General features: G+C 49.7%; 16 protein-coding genes. 8 read left to right on the top strand and 8 right to left on the bottom strand.

Annotation, left to right across the window (positions count from 1 at the left end):
• Nucleotides 1–240: a hypothetical protein gene (locus JTN23_RS17455; RefSeq protein ID WP_247236317.1), complete on the top strand. Its 240-nt coding sequence runs from the start codon at nt 1–3 to the stop codon at nt 238–240.
• On the opposite strand, the gene JTN23_RS17450 is transcribed toward JTN23_RS17455, so the two are convergent.
• Entirely contained in the window at nt 237–701 is a 465-nt protein-coding gene (locus JTN23_RS17450) for a hypothetical protein (protein ID WP_247236316.1), read from the bottom strand. The two genes, JTN23_RS17455 and JTN23_RS17450, sit on opposite strands and share 4 nt — an antisense overlap.
• Nucleotides 702–787: 86 nt before the next feature.
• On the opposite strand from JTN23_RS17450, the gene JTN23_RS17445 reads away from it, so the two are divergent.
• Nucleotides 788–1399 carry a hypothetical protein gene (locus JTN23_RS17445; protein ID WP_247236315.1) on the top strand — a complete coding sequence of 204 codons (612 nt, stop codon included), beginning with the start codon at nt 788–790 and terminating at the stop codon, nt 1397–1399.
• Complete coding sequence (locus JTN23_RS17440) at nt 1347–2009, top strand: type II toxin-antitoxin system VapC family toxin (protein ID WP_247236314.1); 663 nt, start codon at nt 1347–1349, stop codon at nt 2007–2009. Before JTN23_RS17445 ends, JTN23_RS17440 begins: the two co-directional genes overlap by 53 nt.
• A gap of 5 nt (nt 2010–2014) precedes the next feature.
• Here the strand turns inward: JTN23_RS17440 and JTN23_RS17435 are convergent, their stop codons facing one another.
• Nucleotides 2015–3307, bottom strand: coding sequence for a M23 family metallopeptidase (locus JTN23_RS17435; protein ID WP_247236313.1), 1293 nt, complete (start codon nt 3305–3307; stop codon nt 2015–2017).
• A 160-nt stretch (nt 3308–3467) separates the two neighbouring features.
• Nucleotides 3468–3659 carry a hypothetical protein gene (locus tag JTN23_RS17430; protein WP_247236312.1) on the bottom strand — a complete coding sequence of 64 codons (192 nt, stop codon included), beginning with the start codon at nt 3657–3659 and terminating at the stop codon, nt 3468–3470.
• A 122-nt stretch (nt 3660–3781) separates the two neighbouring features.
• On the opposite strand from JTN23_RS17430, the gene ruvB reads away from it, so the two are divergent.
• The 5 genes from ruvB to JTN23_RS17405 all read left to right on the top strand — a co-directional run bounded on the left by ruvB (nt 3782) and on the right by JTN23_RS17405 (nt 10658).
• Nucleotides 3782–4810, top strand: a complete 1029-nt coding sequence (gene ruvB / locus JTN23_RS17425) for a Holliday junction branch migration DNA helicase RuvB (RefSeq protein ID WP_247236311.1) — start codon at nt 3782–3784, stop codon at nt 4808–4810.
• 150 nt (nt 4811–4960) lie between these two features.
• A complete protein-coding gene (locus JTN23_RS17420) occupies nt 4961–5977 on the top strand; it encodes a hypothetical protein (RefSeq protein WP_247236310.1) in 1017 nt (338 codons plus the stop codon).
• Nucleotides 5978–6082: 105 nt separating this feature from the next.
• A complete protein-coding gene (locus tag JTN23_RS17415; RefSeq protein ID WP_247236309.1) occupies nt 6083–6328 on the top strand; it encodes a hypothetical protein in 246 nt (81 codons plus the stop codon).
• A 271-nt stretch (nt 6329–6599) separates the two neighbouring features.
• A complete protein-coding gene (locus JTN23_RS17410; RefSeq protein WP_247236308.1) occupies nt 6600–9410 on the top strand; it encodes an ATP-binding protein in 2811 nt (936 codons plus the stop codon).
• A gap of 948 nt (nt 9411–10358) precedes the next feature.
• On the top strand, nt 10359–10658 hold the full coding sequence (locus JTN23_RS17405; protein ID WP_247236307.1) for a hypothetical protein: 300 nt from the start codon (nt 10359–10361) through the stop codon (nt 10656–10658).
• A gap of 131 nt (nt 10659–10789) precedes the next feature.
• Here JTN23_RS17405 and JTN23_RS17400 read toward each other — a convergent pair whose 3' ends face one another.
• The 5 genes from JTN23_RS17400 to JTN23_RS17380 form a co-directional block, all read right to left on the bottom strand.
• Complete coding sequence (locus JTN23_RS17400; protein WP_247236306.1) at nt 10790–11893, bottom strand: DNA topoisomerase IB; 1104 nt, start codon at nt 11891–11893, stop codon at nt 10790–10792.
• A gap of 135 nt (nt 11894–12028) precedes the next feature.
• Nucleotides 12029–14074 (bottom strand): beta-L-arabinofuranosidase domain-containing protein, encoded by a 2046-nt coding sequence (locus JTN23_RS17395; protein ID WP_247236305.1) that lies wholly within the window; start codon nt 14072–14074, stop codon nt 12029–12031.
• Between the two features lie 147 nt (nt 14075–14221).
• Nucleotides 14222–15085, bottom strand: coding sequence for an alpha/beta hydrolase (locus JTN23_RS17390; protein WP_247236304.1), 864 nt, complete (start codon nt 15083–15085; stop codon nt 14222–14224).
• A gap of 191 nt (nt 15086–15276) precedes the next feature.
• Nucleotides 15277–16500, bottom strand: a complete 1224-nt coding sequence (locus JTN23_RS17385) for an acyltransferase family protein (protein WP_262918554.1) — start codon at nt 16498–16500, stop codon at nt 15277–15279.
• A 2-nt stretch (nt 16501–16502) separates the two neighbouring features.
• The gene (locus JTN23_RS17380) at nt 16503–18158 is read right to left on the bottom strand and encodes a CotH kinase family protein (RefSeq protein ID WP_247236303.1); all 1656 of its coding nucleotides are present in this window, start codon (nt 18156–18158) and stop codon (nt 16503–16505) included.
• Nucleotides 18159–18164 lie beyond the last annotated feature (6 nt).

Genomic DNA, 18164 nt, shown 5'->3' with positions numbered 1-18164 from the left:
ATGTCAATGATAGCATTAAAAGGAGATAAGGTACTATATCTGGTCAATCCTGATATGGTAGAGCTTGTGGAGGTGGAGCCGCGTCAGACACGGCTGGTCACCACCCACCAGACTATAGTAGTGGATACCGATGAGAACCTGGAAGCGTTGATGCACCTGTGCGGGCCGGAAGACTTGCATAACCTGTTGACGCTATCTCCTTTGCCACCATTGACACGTGCAAACGACCTGCCCTTTTAGAGGGCGGTCAGGTTGCCCGGCTCACGATGAATCACCTCCCGCAGAATCATGATCTGCTGTTTGAGAAGCTGGATGGTATCATCGCGGTCGCTTAGCTGTCGTTCGAGCATATTGTTCCGTTCACGCAGTACAATGACTTCGTTAGAAGGCGCTGCGGAGTCTGCCTGAGAGGTACTTTCAGCTGATTTGTTTGCCGGGTGTGACTGCCTGGACTTAAAGGGTTCTCCTGATCCACGTAGCAGCCAGTCACCATTGATATCATCAAACCGGTTGACGATACTAATCAGGGTTTCATAGCTGGGCTTAGTCTTGCGGCGCAGTATGGTGTAAAGTTTGGCAGGCTTATCAAAACCAAGCTCTTTGCTGAGCGCATAAGCTGTGAGGCCTTTGGAAGCCATTATATATTCAAGACAGCCGTAAATATCGCTTGGGTTATCAGTTTCGGGGGACTTATGAGCCATGGTGTATTATATTTTAATTGCATTTATTTCAAAATTAGATAAATCTTATTTATCTAAACAACTTAAAGCGTAAAAATAATTTAACCATGAGTGGTTCAGAGTATAAAAACAATTTAGGTGAGGGCGGAACTTCCAGTACTATACGCTGGAGGCCCGAAGACCTGCTACTAAAATGGCTGAACGGTATGAGCTGGCAGGATATAGCTGCTGATAGCGATGACCGGGCTCTGGAGGCGTATAGAGCGGTGGAATTGAGCGTTCGGCTTCAGGATGCCTTTGAGGCTCCCAAGCTTAGAGATATAATGCCGCGCCTGGGCGAAGAGACTGTACTGAAACTACTGGCATTTGCGTGGGTGCAGTACGAAAGTCGCCGACGGACTACCGTACCATCGGTGGAGCAGCTGCGTAAGCATGCGCAGTTTCTGCTCACTACATATCCCCTCGAAAGCGTCAAGGATATTATGTATGCTTTCCGTCGCGCCGGTACTACCCATAACTCACCCGAAGGTATTATGACTGAGTACCTTGAGTGGAAAAGCCAGAAGCTGGAAGAATGGCACCGAAGCTTTACTGATTCTTCCCAACCATTACCTGAATGGATTTTAAATCAATGTCCCCCTCACTGGTTAAAAACTAATAGTAGAAATGAAGCAGCAGAAACTCGCAGTACTACCAACAACACCGGCCAAGCCGCTTAAAAAAGAAGCAGAGAAAACAGATGCCAGAAAAGAAGTAGCCTGGCAGAAGTGGATCAAACAGAATGTCGTATACGTAAGTCCGGACGTATGGGGGACCGACTTTTCTGAGCGCTATCACGCTGACAAAACCATTGCCGACCTGCGTAAACTGCCTACCCGTGTACTGGTAGATACGCCTACGCTTGACTACCTGGTGCGGGATCCATCCCGCCTCTCACATAACGCCCTGCTGATCCTGAATGATGCCGATACTGAGTGCGTTGTAAGTATGGCTACCTGGTGGGAGTGGGCCGAGAAAGTCCGTGAAGGGCAATACATGCTACGCGCTGACTTTGGTGCCTTTGTGACCCGGATGAGCAAGAGCTTCGGTTTAACTACCGCTGAGATGAATCCGCAGGCCATGAATGAGTTTACTCGTATTCAGGCTACTAATCAGACTATCGAAGTAGCGGCTGATTCCAAGTCAGGGCCAGCCAACCAGCTGCTCAGTAGTGAGAACATATACAATCGCTGGCTGGTAGCCCATGCAGTATCTCTGGAGATCCCGTTGCTGACTCCTGACCTGAACTTTGGAGCTTATAAAAAGGCTGGTCTGAAAGTACTGTGGTAATATAACTATCGACCACTGGCGGGCTGCTCTTCCGGGAGCCAGCCCGTAGCGCCATCTTCAGTCCTTACCAGCTGAAAATTTTCGTAGTACCCCAGTACCTCTACTGTCTCATTTCCCGTAAGTGATCGGACCGTTCCGGCTCCATCTACGGGCTGAGCCACCAGCGGTAGTGGGGTATTTAGCTTTCTACGGGTGATCTGCCCCTCAATAGGCTGTAATGTAGTAGTACCTATATAGCCATGGGTACCATCCGGTAGCAGTACCCGGTAACCCCTGGCCGTCTGACCCGTAACCCATACTACTGAATGCCGATCCAGACTGGCCACCCTTTCCTTCAGATCTGACGTACGAAATACCGTAGCCTTCTGCGCAAGTCGGGCTGTATCACCTATCCAGCGGGAGGTAGCCAGCTTGGGCAACCTCTCCGGGCGGTCATCTACGTAGGGGAGTGGGTTACGAGCTCCCGACCAGCCTCCGTAAATCCCGAAGTGCAGGTGAGGTGCTGTAGTGATGGCGTTACCGGTATTGCCCACAGTACCTAGTGTATCCCCCTGCTTTACCCGCTGCCCTATGGATACCAGTTGCGTATCCAGGTGGGCGTAGTACAACGACACGCTCAATCCTGTAACAGATACTGACACTACCTTACCTCCCAGATTATTAGTACCTACATTGGATACAAATCCGTCGGCAGCCGCTACTACCGGAGTACCTCGGGGAGCTCTGATGTCAATGCCTTCGTGCCGACGCCTGCCCGCATCACGGTCGGCTCCCCAGTAGCTGATAATGTCAGCACGTCCACGGCCAGCTACCGGAAATCCTAGTACCGGTTCGGTGGTAAGATCAAGTGTAATGGTAGCTTTATTGTGAAGCCCGGTCTGGAGGCGTAGCAGCAGTGATTCATCTTTGCTTCCTCCATAGCTAATAACAGAATCATCCTTAGCCATATAAGCTACCCGCTCCGTAGTGCCGGTCTCAGTTATCCGAAACAAGTCAGCAAAAAGGCGTAAGGTACTATCATTGCCAATAGGATCAGTCGATACTCTCAGCCGACGGCCAGCGGGTAGTGTGAATCGGTAGGAATGGGCAGTAATCGAATCTGCAAAGTAATTCTTTTCCCGGTATGGGATACCCACCAGCAGAGAGTCCGACAGAACTGCTTCGCCCTGTCTCAGCCAGGCTCTACCGGCGGGAGTACGGTCCAGTTTCTGACGCCGCAGGTCACGCTCGTAAATCTCCCTGGGAGTAGTCGGAAACCATTGGGTAATGGGCGGAATCCGGATGTTACAGGAAGTCATACTCCCCACCAGGAATAGTATTAAAAATCTATGTATGAAGCATTTCATGTAGTTCACAGTCAATTAGTACTGTACTAGTAGAATACAAATCTATGCCAGTACCTACCTAATGGCCTGATGTATACTACATGGATCTGTCTGAATGCCCGTACAGTAGCGATCAGGCAGCGCGTCGGCGGTTCTGTACCAGGGCTCTCTGATCATAGAGCGATAGCCCTGCTCTTACAGCTGTTTCAAATTCTGACCGGTTCATTTTGCACTCTTCCTTGATCCTGATGCAGTTAGAGGTTATATAACCAAGGTTAGCTACCTCCTGCTTGATGACTAGTTGTGCGGCTTGTTTTCCTTTCATATTGACCTTGTTTTATATGGTAAATATAGCGCAATATTTTATCATATTATAGCTCATGTATGATAAAACTTAAACATAAAATTAGTATATTTGACTATAGATAAACAACCTGTTATAGTCCTATGAGCAGTAGTATAGTGAGGCAAAAAAAGCCTGTTTCGAATGGTGAAGTAGAACTGGAAAGGGCGCTGAGGCCACTTTCGTTCGATGACTTTACCGGACAGGAAAAAGTAGTAGAAAACCTGAAGGTATTTGTGCAGGCGGCCCGTCAGCGTGAGGAGCCCCTGGATCATGTACTACTGTACGGACCTCCCGGTCTGGGCAAAACTACGCTCTCCCACATCTTGGCTAATGAGATGGGAGCAGGCATCAAGACCACCACCGGCCCTGTACTGGATAAGCCTAGTGAGCTGGCTGGTATCCTGACCAACCTGCAGCCGGGCGATGTACTTTTTATAGATGAGATTCACCGGCTCAATCCCGTGGTAGAAGAGTACCTCTACTCGGCTATGGAAGACTTCAAGATCGATATTGTACTGGATACAGGTCCTAATGCCCGCACAGTACAGATTGGATTGAGTCCGTTTACATTGATTGGTGCTACTACCCGGGCCGGCTTGCTTACTGCACCGTTGCGTGCTCGTTTTGGTATCAATGCCCGTCTGGAGTATTACTCGCCTGAATTACTGGCTTCTATCATAAGCCGTTCGGCAACACTTCTTGGGAGCCCCATTGATGACGCAGGAGCCTTTGAACTGGCCAGCCGAAGCAGGGGTACCCCGCGTATTGCTAACAACCTGCTACGCCGCACGCGCGATTTTGCGCAGGTACTGGGTGATGGTACCATTACGCTGGAAATCGTGAAGCGCACGCTGGTGGCTCTGGAGGTAGATCAGGGAGGGCTGGACGATATGGATAATCGTATCCTGATGGCTATCATTGATAAGTTCAAGGGTGGGCCTGTCGGATTAAGTACTATCGCCACGGCTATTGGAGATGAAGCCGAAACGATCGAGGAAGTATATGAGCCTTACCTGATTCAGGAGGGATTCATTAAGCGTACTCCTCGTGGCCGTGAGGTAACCGAAAAGGCTTACCTGCACCTGGGACTCAACCTGCCCGATCGCTTTATGTTCAATCAGGCGGCTTAGTAGCAGTACACGGCTGATTACAGACTGCAACTTAATAAGAGACAGTGACTTAGGTTTTTGTAAAACAGCTTATTACTTATAAGGTGTAGTCTGTAATATGGAATTTTTATAGTTATTGTAGTGTTATATTATTACTGAAATACAATGGCAATGGAAGAAGCAAATGAGAAAGTGAAGTGGGAAGAGCAGGAGCAGTGGCGGAGGTCTATTCCGGCACAGGTCTTTCTTAACCATTTCTTCGGAATTCAGAGGCACATCCTGCACCTGCGCGACAACTATTCGCTGGCAGAGTTGCCCCTGTTTCAGTCATTCGCTCCCACGTTAACACAAGAGCGGATTGAGCATGCTGAAAAGATGCTTATCCAATGCTGGAACACTGAATATGCCTTGCGTGCTACGGCCGCCAACGGCGACGAATCCTACCTCCGGAACGCTCTGCACTGGACCTTTCCCCAGGCTTATTACTGCCTGTTGTTTGGAGCCAAAGCATTCCTGGCGGTTCAGGGAGGTATAGCGACAAGTGAGAATATAGTAAGGCTACGCCTGGGACGTCTGGTGACGGAAGGCTGGTATACTCATCCGGTTAGCTTTGCTGCCTTTGGTGCTCCCGGTCATTTTAGTCTGCGGGCACTGCCTGAGGGCTTCCGGACGCCTAACCTGCAGCTGGTGGATAGTCCTAAGGAGTCGCAGGCCCAGGTAGGGCAGTTTCTGCGCACTACCCGTACCATGCAGGCACAGGCGTTGCGGCGACGCCAGCAGGCCGATCCGGAAACGGCGCAACGTAACACCAGCACTGGTGAGATACTGAAGAAGTTCAGTAAGAAGCACTGGGAGGCGGTAGCTTATAAACTAGGTCCGACTACGTTTTTTGATCTGTTCTCACGATTGAAGATATCGGCTACACACCGTGAGATAGAGCGATTTGTAGAGGCCGACATAGATTTCAGGTTGTTTCATCACTGCCTGCTCGAAACTGTACAGTACATAAATACTATCCACGAGGCTTACGTAGCCAGGGCATTGGGTAAGCAGCAGTACGAGCAGTTCATAGAGAAACTACCCGGCTATCTGAGAAAAGGGTTTGTACAGAAGCGGTATGAGGAGGCTATAAAACCTCTGCTGGTCGAAGTCAAGCCCATGGAAATGCCGTACCGAATGGCTAGTTAATTGTGAGAGTGAGGGTTGGTAGTCAGCGAGTTAAGGTATCAGGCATAGATATTTTATAGTTGTTTAATAGCGTTTTGTTTTATAAAGTTGAAATAGAGATACAAGATGAAAGAGAATAAAGATTTCTTCCGCAGTCAGGGTGGAGGACAGTATTTCAAACGGGAGGGTGATCATGTAAAGATCGTCTGCCTGTATGAATTCAATCCTTCGATCGAGCGGACCAAATTCAATGTCGCTTTGATTGAGGCTTTACACTGCGAGCCCTGTGAGGCTGTTGACTTTGAGAAAGCTGAGTTAGAAGTAGCGCGATTACTCGACCTGCCTATTGTACCTGTACATCAGCGGGCATAACATACGTACCCTCCTCTGTGATTATATAAGCCTGGCTGTTCAAAGTCAGGCTTTTTTTATGTCTAATAGTACATAGCCAGACTATACACTCAGTAACGGTTTCAAAAGGGAAGATTAATATACTGACAGGTAAGAGCAGGGACAGGAAATAGTACCTTCCGGGTACCTGCCCGGAAGCTTTTCTGACCAAAACAAAAACAGGGTTGGCTGGTTTAGTTGCTACGTTGCATCGTCCCCCGACTATAACTTATGAAAGTAACCTTGTCTGGTAATGTTTGAAGCTTTACTACGAGATATTATACCCCCGAATGACGCAGAAAGACTGGAAGCCTTATATAAGTACCAAATCTTATATACCCCAGTAGAGGAAGCATTTGATAACATTACCCACATGATGGCCCAGGTGTATAGGGCACCTATGGCCTTTATATCACTGGTCGATAAAGACTATGTGTACTACAAGTCGCAGGTAGGGCCTTTCGGCAGGGACCGGGTAGACCGAAAGGACAGTCTGTGCTCACTGACTATACTGGGTACAGAGCCCCTGATTATTGAAGATGCTTCCGGAGAGGTTTGCTTTGAAGATAATCCGTATGTAGCCGCTGAGGGTGGCATCAGATTTTACGCAGGGGCGCCTCTGATAACAAAGAGTGGATATCAGATAGGTACGGCCTGTATAGTCGACACCCGGCCCAGAGCATTCTCCGAGTTGGACAAGCACTTACTGGTGCGCTTTGCCCATATGGTCATGCACGAGATAGAGCAAAGGCTCACCAGTTTGAATCACATCATTATTCAAAAAGAACTTGAATTCGTAACCAACAATATCCCCCAGTTGATCTGGGCCAGGGATGTTGAGGGCGAGCCTACCTATTTCAACAAGATCCTTTCGGACTATACGGGGGTGAGCCATGAGCAGCTCAGAAGCAACTGGATGCATGCCATACATCCGGAAGATTATGAGAAAGTACAGAAGGCATGGCAGATGGCCAGAGAGACTGGCAGTGCCTATGAAGTAGAATACCGCCTTAAACGATACGATGGTACTTTTCGGTGGTTTCTGGCCAGAGGTGTACCTATGAAGGACAGTAATGGTGATATCCTGAAGTGGTACGGAGCCTCGACCGATATTCAGGAGCAGAAGAGGACCGAGGAAGTACTGGAGCAGCAAATACAGGAGGCCGAACAACGAGTACATAGCACTAATCATCTCGTACGATCCATCGTAGATCATTCGCCTACTGGCATAGTCGTCTACACCGCTATACGTGATGAGAGCGGGTCCATTATCGACTTCCAGGTGCTGCATTATAACGTGCGCAGTAATGAGCTCACTGGCTATACAGATGAGGAGCGCAGAGAGTACAGCTTCCGAAAGATTCTGGAAGGCGTTAATTCGCTGGATCAGTTTCAGCGCTATGTCGATGTGGTAGAGACAGGAGTGGCGGTGGAGCGGGAGCAGTACATTGAGCGTACTGCCCGCTGGCTGACCCTTTCTATCGTTAAGCTGGATGATGGTTTTTTGGGTATGCTGACCGATATCACTGAGCTCAAAAATTCCCAGCAGTCTCTACAGGAGCAGTCGGCTTTTGCCAATAGTATACTGGATGCTTCCTTCAACGCCGTATTTGCATTGGATGCTATTCTGGATGACAGTGGTGAGATGGTTGACCTGCGCATCATGAAGATCAATAAAGCATTTTCCACGACCATTGGTCTGGATGAGTCCATTATAGGCAAAAGCTATCTCCTCTATTTTCCCAACTCCCGGCACAACGGAATCTTCGACCTGTACAAGCAGGTATATACAACCGGTCAGTCGGATAGGAAGGAGTTTTACTCGGTAAATCAGAACCTGAACTCCTGGTTTGATATTTCGGCGGTTAAGCGGGATGAAAAAGGTATCGTAGTTACGTTTGCTAACATATCTCCTCAGCGAAAAGCAGCCATCCAGATCGAGAAGCAGAAGAACCTGCTGGACAACATTCTGAAGCATTCACCGAGTGGTATTACGGTCACTGAGATGATCCGTAACGAAAAGGGCGAAATCATAGATGGTCGAACCATTGTCGCTAATGCCACCTCCGAAGTTCATACCGGTATTCCCCTAGAGCTATCTCTGAAGAATACCATTTCAGAGAATGTACCGGGCATCCTGGAAAGCCCCTTATTCCAGCAAGCGTTGCGTACGCTTGAGACAGGCGAACCCTTTATAACACAGTACTATCTGGAAACTACCGGCCGGTGGCTTGAGCTGTCGGTGGCAAAAATGGATGAAGATCGCCTGATCAATGTATTTACGGATGTGACCCCTATTAAGGAGACACAACTCCAGCTGGAAAAGTTGGTGGAGGATCTGAAGCGATCAAATGATGAGCTGGAGCAGTTTGCCTACGTGGCGTCGCATGATCTGCAGGAGCCCCTACGGAAGATACGCGTCTTCAACAACATGGCTGCCGGGAAGCTGGATCAGGAGAGCGACATCCACCCGTACCTCGACAAAGTGGATGAGTCGGCCAAGCGAATGTCGGGCCTGATCAGTAGCCTGCTCGACTACTCCCGTCTTTCCAGGAATCGCTCCCGGTTTGAGAAAGTAGACCTAAATGCGGTTGTTCAAAATGTGCTGACTGATTACGAACTGTTAGTCAATCAGAAGAATGCCATCATCAGGCTGGACGAACTCCCAACTATAGAGGCGATTGCCCTGCAGATGAACCAGCTGTTCTATAACCTGATCGGCAATGCTCTGAAATTCACGAATGAGGATGTGCAGCCGGAGATCACCATCAGGGCACAGCATCTGGACGCTGATAGGAGGGAGCAGTTTCCCAAGCTGCCGCCACACCATGACTACGTAGAGATACTGGTACAGGACAACGGGATTGGCTTCGACCAGGAATACGCCAATAAGATCTTTACAATCTTTCAGCGGCTCAATGATCGCAGTTCGTACGGAGGCTATGGAATTGGTCTGGCGCTCTGCAAAAAAGTAGTTGATACCCATAATGGTGTTCTCCACGCAGAAGGTAAACCCGGAAGCGGTGCCAGATTTACCATTCTACTGCCCTACCAACAAGCTTAACCATACGAGATCGTGAAGTAAGAAATAGATCTTCGTCCGGCCAGGTAAAATACTACAACTACTCTCCGAAGTCTTGCCACTTAATTTACCATAAATCTTAAAGATGCCATCGATCAGACCGCAGTGGCTTTGGGTAGTGGCATCAGCAGATAGTCTCGTGGCTGGATGCATCCTGAATAGATCAGCACTACCGGCTGGACCAGTTACTAGCTTATGCCAGGTGTAGCCTTACGTATAGTGTAAGAGTGTAGTTACTGGTGGGAGTTTGGTTACATATAGAGCCTATTGGCATCATTATTTGTTGGGCATCTCTATAATTGATTTACTATTATTTGATTACCTGTGAGTTATTGTACAATAGATATGAGGCGCCAGTTGGGCATTTTATAAAAAGTTCCCTCAGAGAGTACAGATGCTGTTTTTTTTAGGATAATAAAATGCCAAAACATAACATATTGTATATCAGCTATATCTAATATTAATTGTATAATACACACTTATTTTTCGCAGGTTGGGGAAAGTGTGTAGAGGTAGGGGCGCTTTGTCCACACCTTCTACACTTCCTGTTGATCATGGCTGAAAATCTTATAAAAAATTTTTTATGCACATATGCTCTCTATGAGAGCTTTAGAAGGTGGAGAGATTTGAAAAACGCTACACTAGGAAGCAATGTGGTATAGTTATTTTAAAATCTTATTGAGTATATATCTACTTCCATTTTTAACCTTCAACAGTTTGTGAGTGAGCATCATGGATAAAGCGCACCTAAAAGAGTTCGTACAATGCACAGCAATGCTTTGGAACGAGCATAAGAAGAGAGAGGCCTTATATGTAGAGGCGATGAAGAAGGAGGACCTAGGTTCGCTGCGACGTGTATGCAATCAAGGCCACATTAGTGCTTTACTATTTCAGAAAGAAATTCAGTGGGTTTACGATTACTTCAAGTGCATGTTGAATGATTGTGATCTACGCGAAAACCCCATCAAAACCAACGCTGTTTCATTGGATAGAGTAGAAGATCGTACTCTTTTGGCAAGACTGCTGAAAGATGCCGAATACTCGACTATACACTGCTACCAGAAAGTTCTTAAGTTTTTGGACAAAGATAGTGAAGAGGCCAGCATGATGCATGAGCACATAGCCAGACTCTCTGATCTGTATGAGGTACTTGCCAAAGAGGTAGGTACGCGTCAGGCCTGGGGAGGTACTACATCTATGGGCGGATTCAAGCGAGTTGCGGCTATGTAATACTGATATAATTGATTATTCCGAATAATAAACCACCCTTAACTTTTTAAGTGAAACAAGAGGAAGCCTATATAGGCTTCCTCTTGTTTTTGTATACTATCCGGTATAGTTGTACGTATAAACTACCTGTCCTACTTCTGACTGGCCAGCAAAGCTTTCAGCCGTTGCTCCGTTTCAGAAAGCAGTGAGTTATCGTCGGTTGTACGGTTCAGGAAGCGTTTCAGCCGATCCTGCTCATACGCCTGTGTTACGGCTGGATGTACATAGTACTTGCGGCATACGGCCCGGGTATTGCCCAGGTGAGCCGCTACGGCATCCAGGCAGGCGTTGACCTTGCGGTTAAAGTCGCGTTGACTGGTACAGGAAGGCTGTGCGCTCAGAAATTCGAAGGCCGTTACGGTACCCATCCAGGTACGGAAGTCCTTGGCGGAGTAGTTGCCCCCGGTATGGGTACGAATGTATTCATTAACGTGTTCGGCTTTCAGAGTACTCCGCTTACCGTTGTCGTTGATATACTGAAAAAGACGCCGGCCGGGCATCTCCTTGTAGTGCTTGACCAGTCGCGCCAGTTGGGGGTCGCGCAGCGTTATATCATGCTTGATTCCTTTCTTGCCTTTGAATGTAAAGCGGATGGTATTGCCGGTGACGGTAACCTGTCTGGCATCCAGCGTCGTGATACCCGACGAACCGTTTTGAACCTTGTACCGCATATTACCTACCCGTATGCAGGTCTTTTCCATGATCTTGATGACCAGCGCCGTGACCTTGTACAGGTCGTCGTTGCGGTGGCGCAGGTCGGTCTCTACCTGCTCGCGTAGCTTGGGTAGGGCATCCGAGAAATTCAACAGTCGGTAGTACTTGGTATGATTTCGGATCTGGTTCCAGAAGGGGTGATACCGGTACTGCTTACGGCCTGCTTCATCGATGCCCGTCGCCTGCAGGTGCGTATTGGGGTCCTCACTGATCCATACATTCTGCCAGGCAGGCGGTATAGCCAGGGTTTTAATGCGATTAAGGGCTTCGGCGTCTTTACAACGTGCTCCCTGCCCATCTACGTAGTAAAAGCCCTTACCGGCACGTTTGCGCTGATAACCGGGGGCTTCATCACTTCGCACATAGGTAAGGCCGACTGCCTCGGCTGTACGCGCAGGGTCTTTGCGCAGCTTTTTTATTTCTTTGGGAGTAAGAGCCGGAAACTCTACGGGCGCTACTCCCTGGGTGGATGCTACTGACATACTTTATTCTAATTAGAATAGTCAGTATGCAAATTTGGTACCCGCCCAAAGTACCCTGTACGGCCCGTGAAGTTGCGGAAGGATGTACTCATGTAAGCCAGCAACTTCTTTATGATGAGGATTTTCAGCCTCCTGCTATTTGACTACCGGAAAAGCCACCACCCTTACCTTGGTACACCCGTAGGGGATCAAAGAGATGGTCTCGGTGGTATCGCTGACTCTGCCTTTGTACAGTCCGTTGCGGTCAGTAACCGGCTGTCGGGCCAGGCCATCTACCAGTTGCCAGCCGGGTATTTTGCGGGCGGTGGTTTTGAGTTCAATGGGTGCATTATGGATATTCCATACAAATGGGTCAGCTACCGGCCTGGTAGTGACCTGTATGTTTTTTAGAGGCTCTTTGATGACCTGTTCTACCAGCCCGTAGTTCCAGTCGCCTTTAGGGTAAATGCTGAAGTACTTCCCTTCGGCCTCATTGTGCCCTTCTTCCCAGCGTTCTTCCAGCCGTAGGGCATACACCAGCGGCCCTCGTTCAATGGCTCTGGAGTTACGGGCCCAGTTGGAGGTAGTTACTACCATAGGTAGTTGCAGCGTCAGCTTGTCGCCGTTCTTCCAGGTCTGATGGTGCGTATATAGTTGTCCGCCCGTTACGGTACTCAGCCTTTTACCGTTTACCATGATAGTAGCTTCTTTGCACCAGGCCGGGATCCGGAGCTGGAACGGGAATGCCACCGACTTAGGGGTACTTATTTCAAAGTGAATAACATCGTCAAATGGGTAGTTGGTTACCTCGTCGATGGTGATCTCGGTGTTGTCGCTACCTACTTTGGCTTTGAGCTGGTTGGGAGCATACGCCAATGCGGCCACTCCTTTACCCGGTGTAGCGTACCACAGGTGTTGCGCAAACTTGGTCCAACCCTGGTGCATGTTGGCCAGGCAGCAGGTATAGCCACTCCGCATGCCGAATACATTGTTCATTTCGCGGTCGAAGGGAAGGGAAAAGTCAAATACTCCTCGGGATACCTGTACCTGATTGGCAATCTGGAAGTACTGCTTGGCGTTGAAGTCGTCGGTGGTCTGGGTAGGTAGCGCGTTGAACGTCATTCGTTCCAGAGCATCCATGTATTGTATATCTCCTGTAATAGCAATGATCTGCTCCAGCGAGAACATAGACTCTACAATGGCGCATAGCTCTACACCCTGCGTGGGATCATTGCCGTTCAGGTCTTCATCTCCGGAGAAGATACCCATCGGTAGCCCGTGGAGCGTCATCAGGTCATTAAAGCCGGTTTTAAGCGCTTTTAGGTAGCCCTCATCATGGGTGCGCTGGTAGTTAATGGCTGGTGCCTTCAGGGCCATACCTACATTTACCGCGTGCCGGTGCATCCAGTTCTGGCTGTTCTGGTTGGTGGCTGCTCCAATTACCCAGTCGCGGTTGCCCAGCCAGGTACTCCAGGGAAACGACTGTGACTCCACCAGCGAGGCCAGCTCCAGTAGTGATCTATCGCCGGTGATGCTGTACAGCCACTGTGCTATCATGGCATTGTCGGTACCTCGCGAGGTAGCCCACTCGGTCCACTTACCTACGGGGCACTTCCTGAGGCTTTGTAGCTGGTAGCGGAAGTACTTCGTCATGAACGGGATGACGCGCGGGTCCTGCGTAGCCGTATAGTACTGCTGCAGTACTTTCAGCATGATCATCTTGGGCCACCAGTCCTCACCCTGCTCACAGTTGTCGGCCGTGATCTGTACGCCCAGCTCCCGCTCGGCCTTAGTGATAGGACCGAAGTACCCCGAAGGCCGCTGGTGATCGAGCGTCCAGTTTATGTACCTGAGTACTTTCTCTTTCAGAGGCTTGCTGTCCAGCAGGTAAGCCAGGGGTACCGCGCCATCCAGCCAGTAGGGCGTTTCTTCCCAGCCGTCCCCTTTACCTCCGAGCCAGCCGTTGTCGTTCTTAATTTTGGCATGTACCTCGTCCAGGTGCCCGGTAGTACCTTCCTGCATGATCAGTAGCTGATTACGGAGCCAGCCGGTCGGCTTGATAGCTCCCAGAGGCAGCTCAATAAAAACAGGCCTGGTATAAGCTTCATCACCGGCTTGGGTGGGAGAGGCCGCGGGTGTATGCAGTCTGGCGTTGAATGAGGGCAGCAGAAACAAGGAGGCGGCAAGGAGTAGGGATTTCATGGTAGGAGTGCCAGTTGTTTGAGTAGGAGCTATTTAACACACAAGCAGAAACCCTCCCACATCTAATCGTGCAGGGGTATAAAACACTACATCCTGCACTCGCGAGTGCAGGATGTAGATAAAGTGTAGTAAGATCAAGCGCCGGCTCTAGTTGGCTGGCTGGTTCTGGAACGCAGCAAAGACATTCCGGGTAATCTTTTCGGCTGATACATTATGCGCCTCGCCCGGATACAAAATATAGGAGTGAGGTACCCGCAGAGCTTTGAGCTTTTTGTGCAGTAATGCCCCGTGCTGGACAGAAACCAGTTTATCGTCCTCGCCATAGAGTAGTATGGTGCGGGGAGAACGGAAGCTGGCCAGATAGAAGGGGCTTGCTTCAATAAAAGCATCAAGAGGCCCCTCGTACTTGGCACCTACCAGGTACTGTACGTTGGGCTGCAGGCTGGCATCAACCATCTCTCTGATACATAGCTCCGTAGGGGCAGAAGCGGCGACCACAGTCTTGATGATCTGATTTTTGTTGTCACCGTAGGCATGTGTCAGGGCTAGGTGGCCACCCGCACTGATTCCGGCGATCATGTAGTCCTTGTCTTTGATGTTATACTTACCGGCGTTCTCCACCAGGTACGCAACCGCCGAGCTGATATCTTCACGCTGGAGCGAGATCAGATTGCCGGTATCCGAAGCAATGCGGTAGTTCACGTTAACAATAGCCAGATTTTTCTTGGCCTTTTTGAGCAGATTTACCGTAGACCCCAGATAAAACTTGTCGCCGGTAGTCCAGCCGCCACCATGGATCAGTATGACAACTTCGGCCGGATTCTTCTCCAGCGAAAGTGGCAGCGCTATGTCCAGTTTCTGCAGCGGACCTTTTCCGTACGGCACGTCATTGATCTCTACGTAATCAATAATCGGGTCATTGATAGAGGTACTGTCAGGATCAATAAGCCCCAGATCCTGACAACCGCTAAGACCAAAAAAAACTACGCTAAGGGCAAGGCATACGGCCATACGTATTCCTTTTCGAGAAATATAGAAAGTACCCATAGTCACATATGTTTATGTCTGTTTTGCCTTATAAAATGTACGTAGAAGCAGGTAATAAAGATGAACTATGTAGTATAAAACCTATGCCATCCCTGTGTTATACAACCAGCCATTTAGTAATCGGCAATAAAACCGGGAAAATGGGTACTTTTTCTTTAAATTCTTATAAAAAGCTTTTTCTTGTACATCCAATACAAGACCAGCCACTGCACCAGCAAAGCCACTCCTCCACTCACTAATGTACGGTATATAGGGCCGAATACCTGGTCATACTGCGGGCTTATATGAATCCGGAACGACTGGTCGATGAAGCCTACTACCGTATGCGCCAGCACGTATGCGGCAATGGAATTCATACCAATAACGATCAGTGGCATAAACCACCTGCGGGTCTGTTGTACGTCGACGAGGTAGTAAAAGCCCGCCAGCAGAATAAAGCACCAGCCCCCGCTGAACAGGGTCCAGGTGGGCGTCCAGATTCTCTTGATATTGGGTGCTATACCCGACCAGTTGAGTACAGTAGCTACCGTAAGCAGGAGTACACCCGTAATCAGCAGCCGCTTCAGAAGCGGACCGGCTGAGGTAGCCGCCTTTACCCACTGTCCGGCCAGCAGGCCTAGGATCATGGTACCCAGCGTAGGGATAAAGCTAAGGGTGGCGTAGCCTCCGCCGTTGAAGAGGAAGGGCTGCTCACGTGGGAACAGGTTCAGAAACCAGCGATCAAAGGCCCAGGCGGCATTGGTGTTCTTGTTCCAATGGGCCGCGAAGCCCTGCAAGTGGTGCGGCCAGTCGGCGGCTACTCCGGCCTGCGACCAGTCAAAATCCGGGCCGGGCAGGGGGTACAGCGCAAAGAGGAGCCAGTAGCCTACCAGTACTGCCGCCAGAGCCCCCCACTGAACCCGGGGAGTACTGAACCCTAACGCGAACAGGAAAGGGTAGCCAAGACCTATCTGCGTAAGGGTATCCTCGAAGGTAAAATTGGTCTGCTGGCTGAACATAGATCGCAGAAATATACCCAGCAGGATCAGGATCAGCGACCGGCGCAGCATGTGGAGCCACAGGTAGGTGGCACTATGCCCTTGGCTGGACCGGCTAGCCATAGAGTAAGGTAGCGCTACCCCCACCAGGAACGTGAATGAAGGCTGGATAAGATCGTGCAGCGAACAACCTACCCACGGCACGTGGCTTTGGTGGTGGTGAAGAAACGCCCAGAAGCTACTACCGGGGGCAGCTTCGGCTACGTGGCCGAACTCAAGTACTTCGGCCATCATCAGCAGCATCACAAATCCGCGGTAGGTATCTACGGAGGATACCCGCTGTGGAATGGAGCGGGTGACGGTTTCCTGCCGGGGCAGGGAAGGATTCAGGATTGTATCCATCGCTACGGTTGTAGTAGTTTTTTAGTTGATATGATTCTGCCGTCCGCTTCCAGGGCTATGAGCTGGATCAGATGGCCATTAGTATTTTCCAGATTCACTTCCGAACTATGAAGACCCGAAGTGAGCCTGCCCATATCCCTCCGGATGGTAGTTCGGCCCCATAGATCTACGGTTACGATCCTGACGGCAGAGGCAGCAGGCAGGTTAAACTGTACCTGTACCTGCTTATGGGGGGCGGGATTGGGCGAAACTAGCAGTTGTATCTCGTTGCTGACGGCGCTGGGGGAACTCATGACATCAGCCCCAAAGGGGAGCAGGGCCCCATCCATCCAGTTCAGGCGCAGGCTGATCCAGTCCTTGAGGTACTTGACTTCGTCCTGATAGGTATTGCCTACGTAGTGGTTGGGCCATAGTTTCTGCCCTATCACCGGCCAGCGCTGGAAATTACGGATCGGGGCCTCGTGCATACTGGTGATGGTGGAGTCAATGTACTGGTTGATGTGCTCGGTCTTAAGTACATTTTGCCGCAGGGACTGGTACCGTAGCCGCACTTTGCGGGCAAAGTTGAAATCCATCAGCAGCCGGTTCCACCAGAATGGCATATGGTTGGGTTCATTCTGACATACAGAGTTGAAGTCAAAGGCCCAGCCCATGTACGACTCACCCTGGCAGAAGTCAACGTTGCCGTAGGCAAGGTTAAAGTCCCAGATGGGGCCCATTACCAGCTTTCCGCCTTTGCTGTCACGGTCCTTATAAAAGAAAGTACTTATCCGATAGGCATCTACATTGCGGCAAACCTCGTTAATGATCAGGTAGTCTACCCAGGAGTCTACATCTATGTACTTGGGGTAGCCGGTGGCTTCATCCTGGTAGCTCTCACTTTTTAGTGCTGTTTCAAAGGCAGTAAGGTAGTCTTTGATGTAGTTGAACTGCGCCTCGGTGATATCCCCGATCTTAGGAAATTCTATCTGTATGGGGATAGTCTTGTTAGACGAGGACTTAAACGGCGACTCCCACGTGCGGGACGGGCTACCTTCAACTTTATCCAGTTTCAGTATGTAGCCACCCGTCAGCGCATCGCCGGCTGTGTCAGTACTTCTAAGATTGGAGATGTTGACCCGGTTTCGGTCACGCTTTATTTTCTCCATCAGGATATACAGGCCTTGGTACTGACCGTTCAGGATGACTTCGCAGTAGCGGGTCTGGGTGGCGTAGTAGGGGCTGAATTGCCGGTACAGGCCGTAGGTCAGTACTTCCCTAACCAGTGTTTTGTCGTTGTAGGTAGCATTGAGTACCCAATCCTCCTCGGCAGGTATACCCAGCAGCGAGGCACTAACGCCCTCTTCGCCTTTGGCATCCCGCAGCTCAAATCCGTAGGGCTTCTTGGGGAAAAGTATCCGGGAGGAGGAGCCCCGCTGCTCTATCCCTATTTTACTCTCAAAGGCTGGCTTATCCGTAGGGAGGTTGATCTTGCCGGGACCATTGTCAATAATCTTCAGGGAGGCCACGATCTTGGGCTCGTTAGGAATTTCCTGTCCCTGGGTGTCGATGATCAGTATGGGTAAGGTGGAATTATCCAGCAATTGAGCCTCCGCCTGCCCTCCGCTACCAATAGCTGCAATACCGGATACTATCCAAAGTAAAAGTAAGTTTTTCATAGGCTA

It is taken from the genome of Telluribacter roseus (assembly GCF_017355915.2).
In the GTDB taxonomy this organism is placed as follows: Bacteria; Bacteroidota; Bacteroidia; order Cytophagales; family Spirosomataceae; genus Telluribacter.
This window is presented reverse-complemented; position numbering and strand designations above follow the sequence as displayed.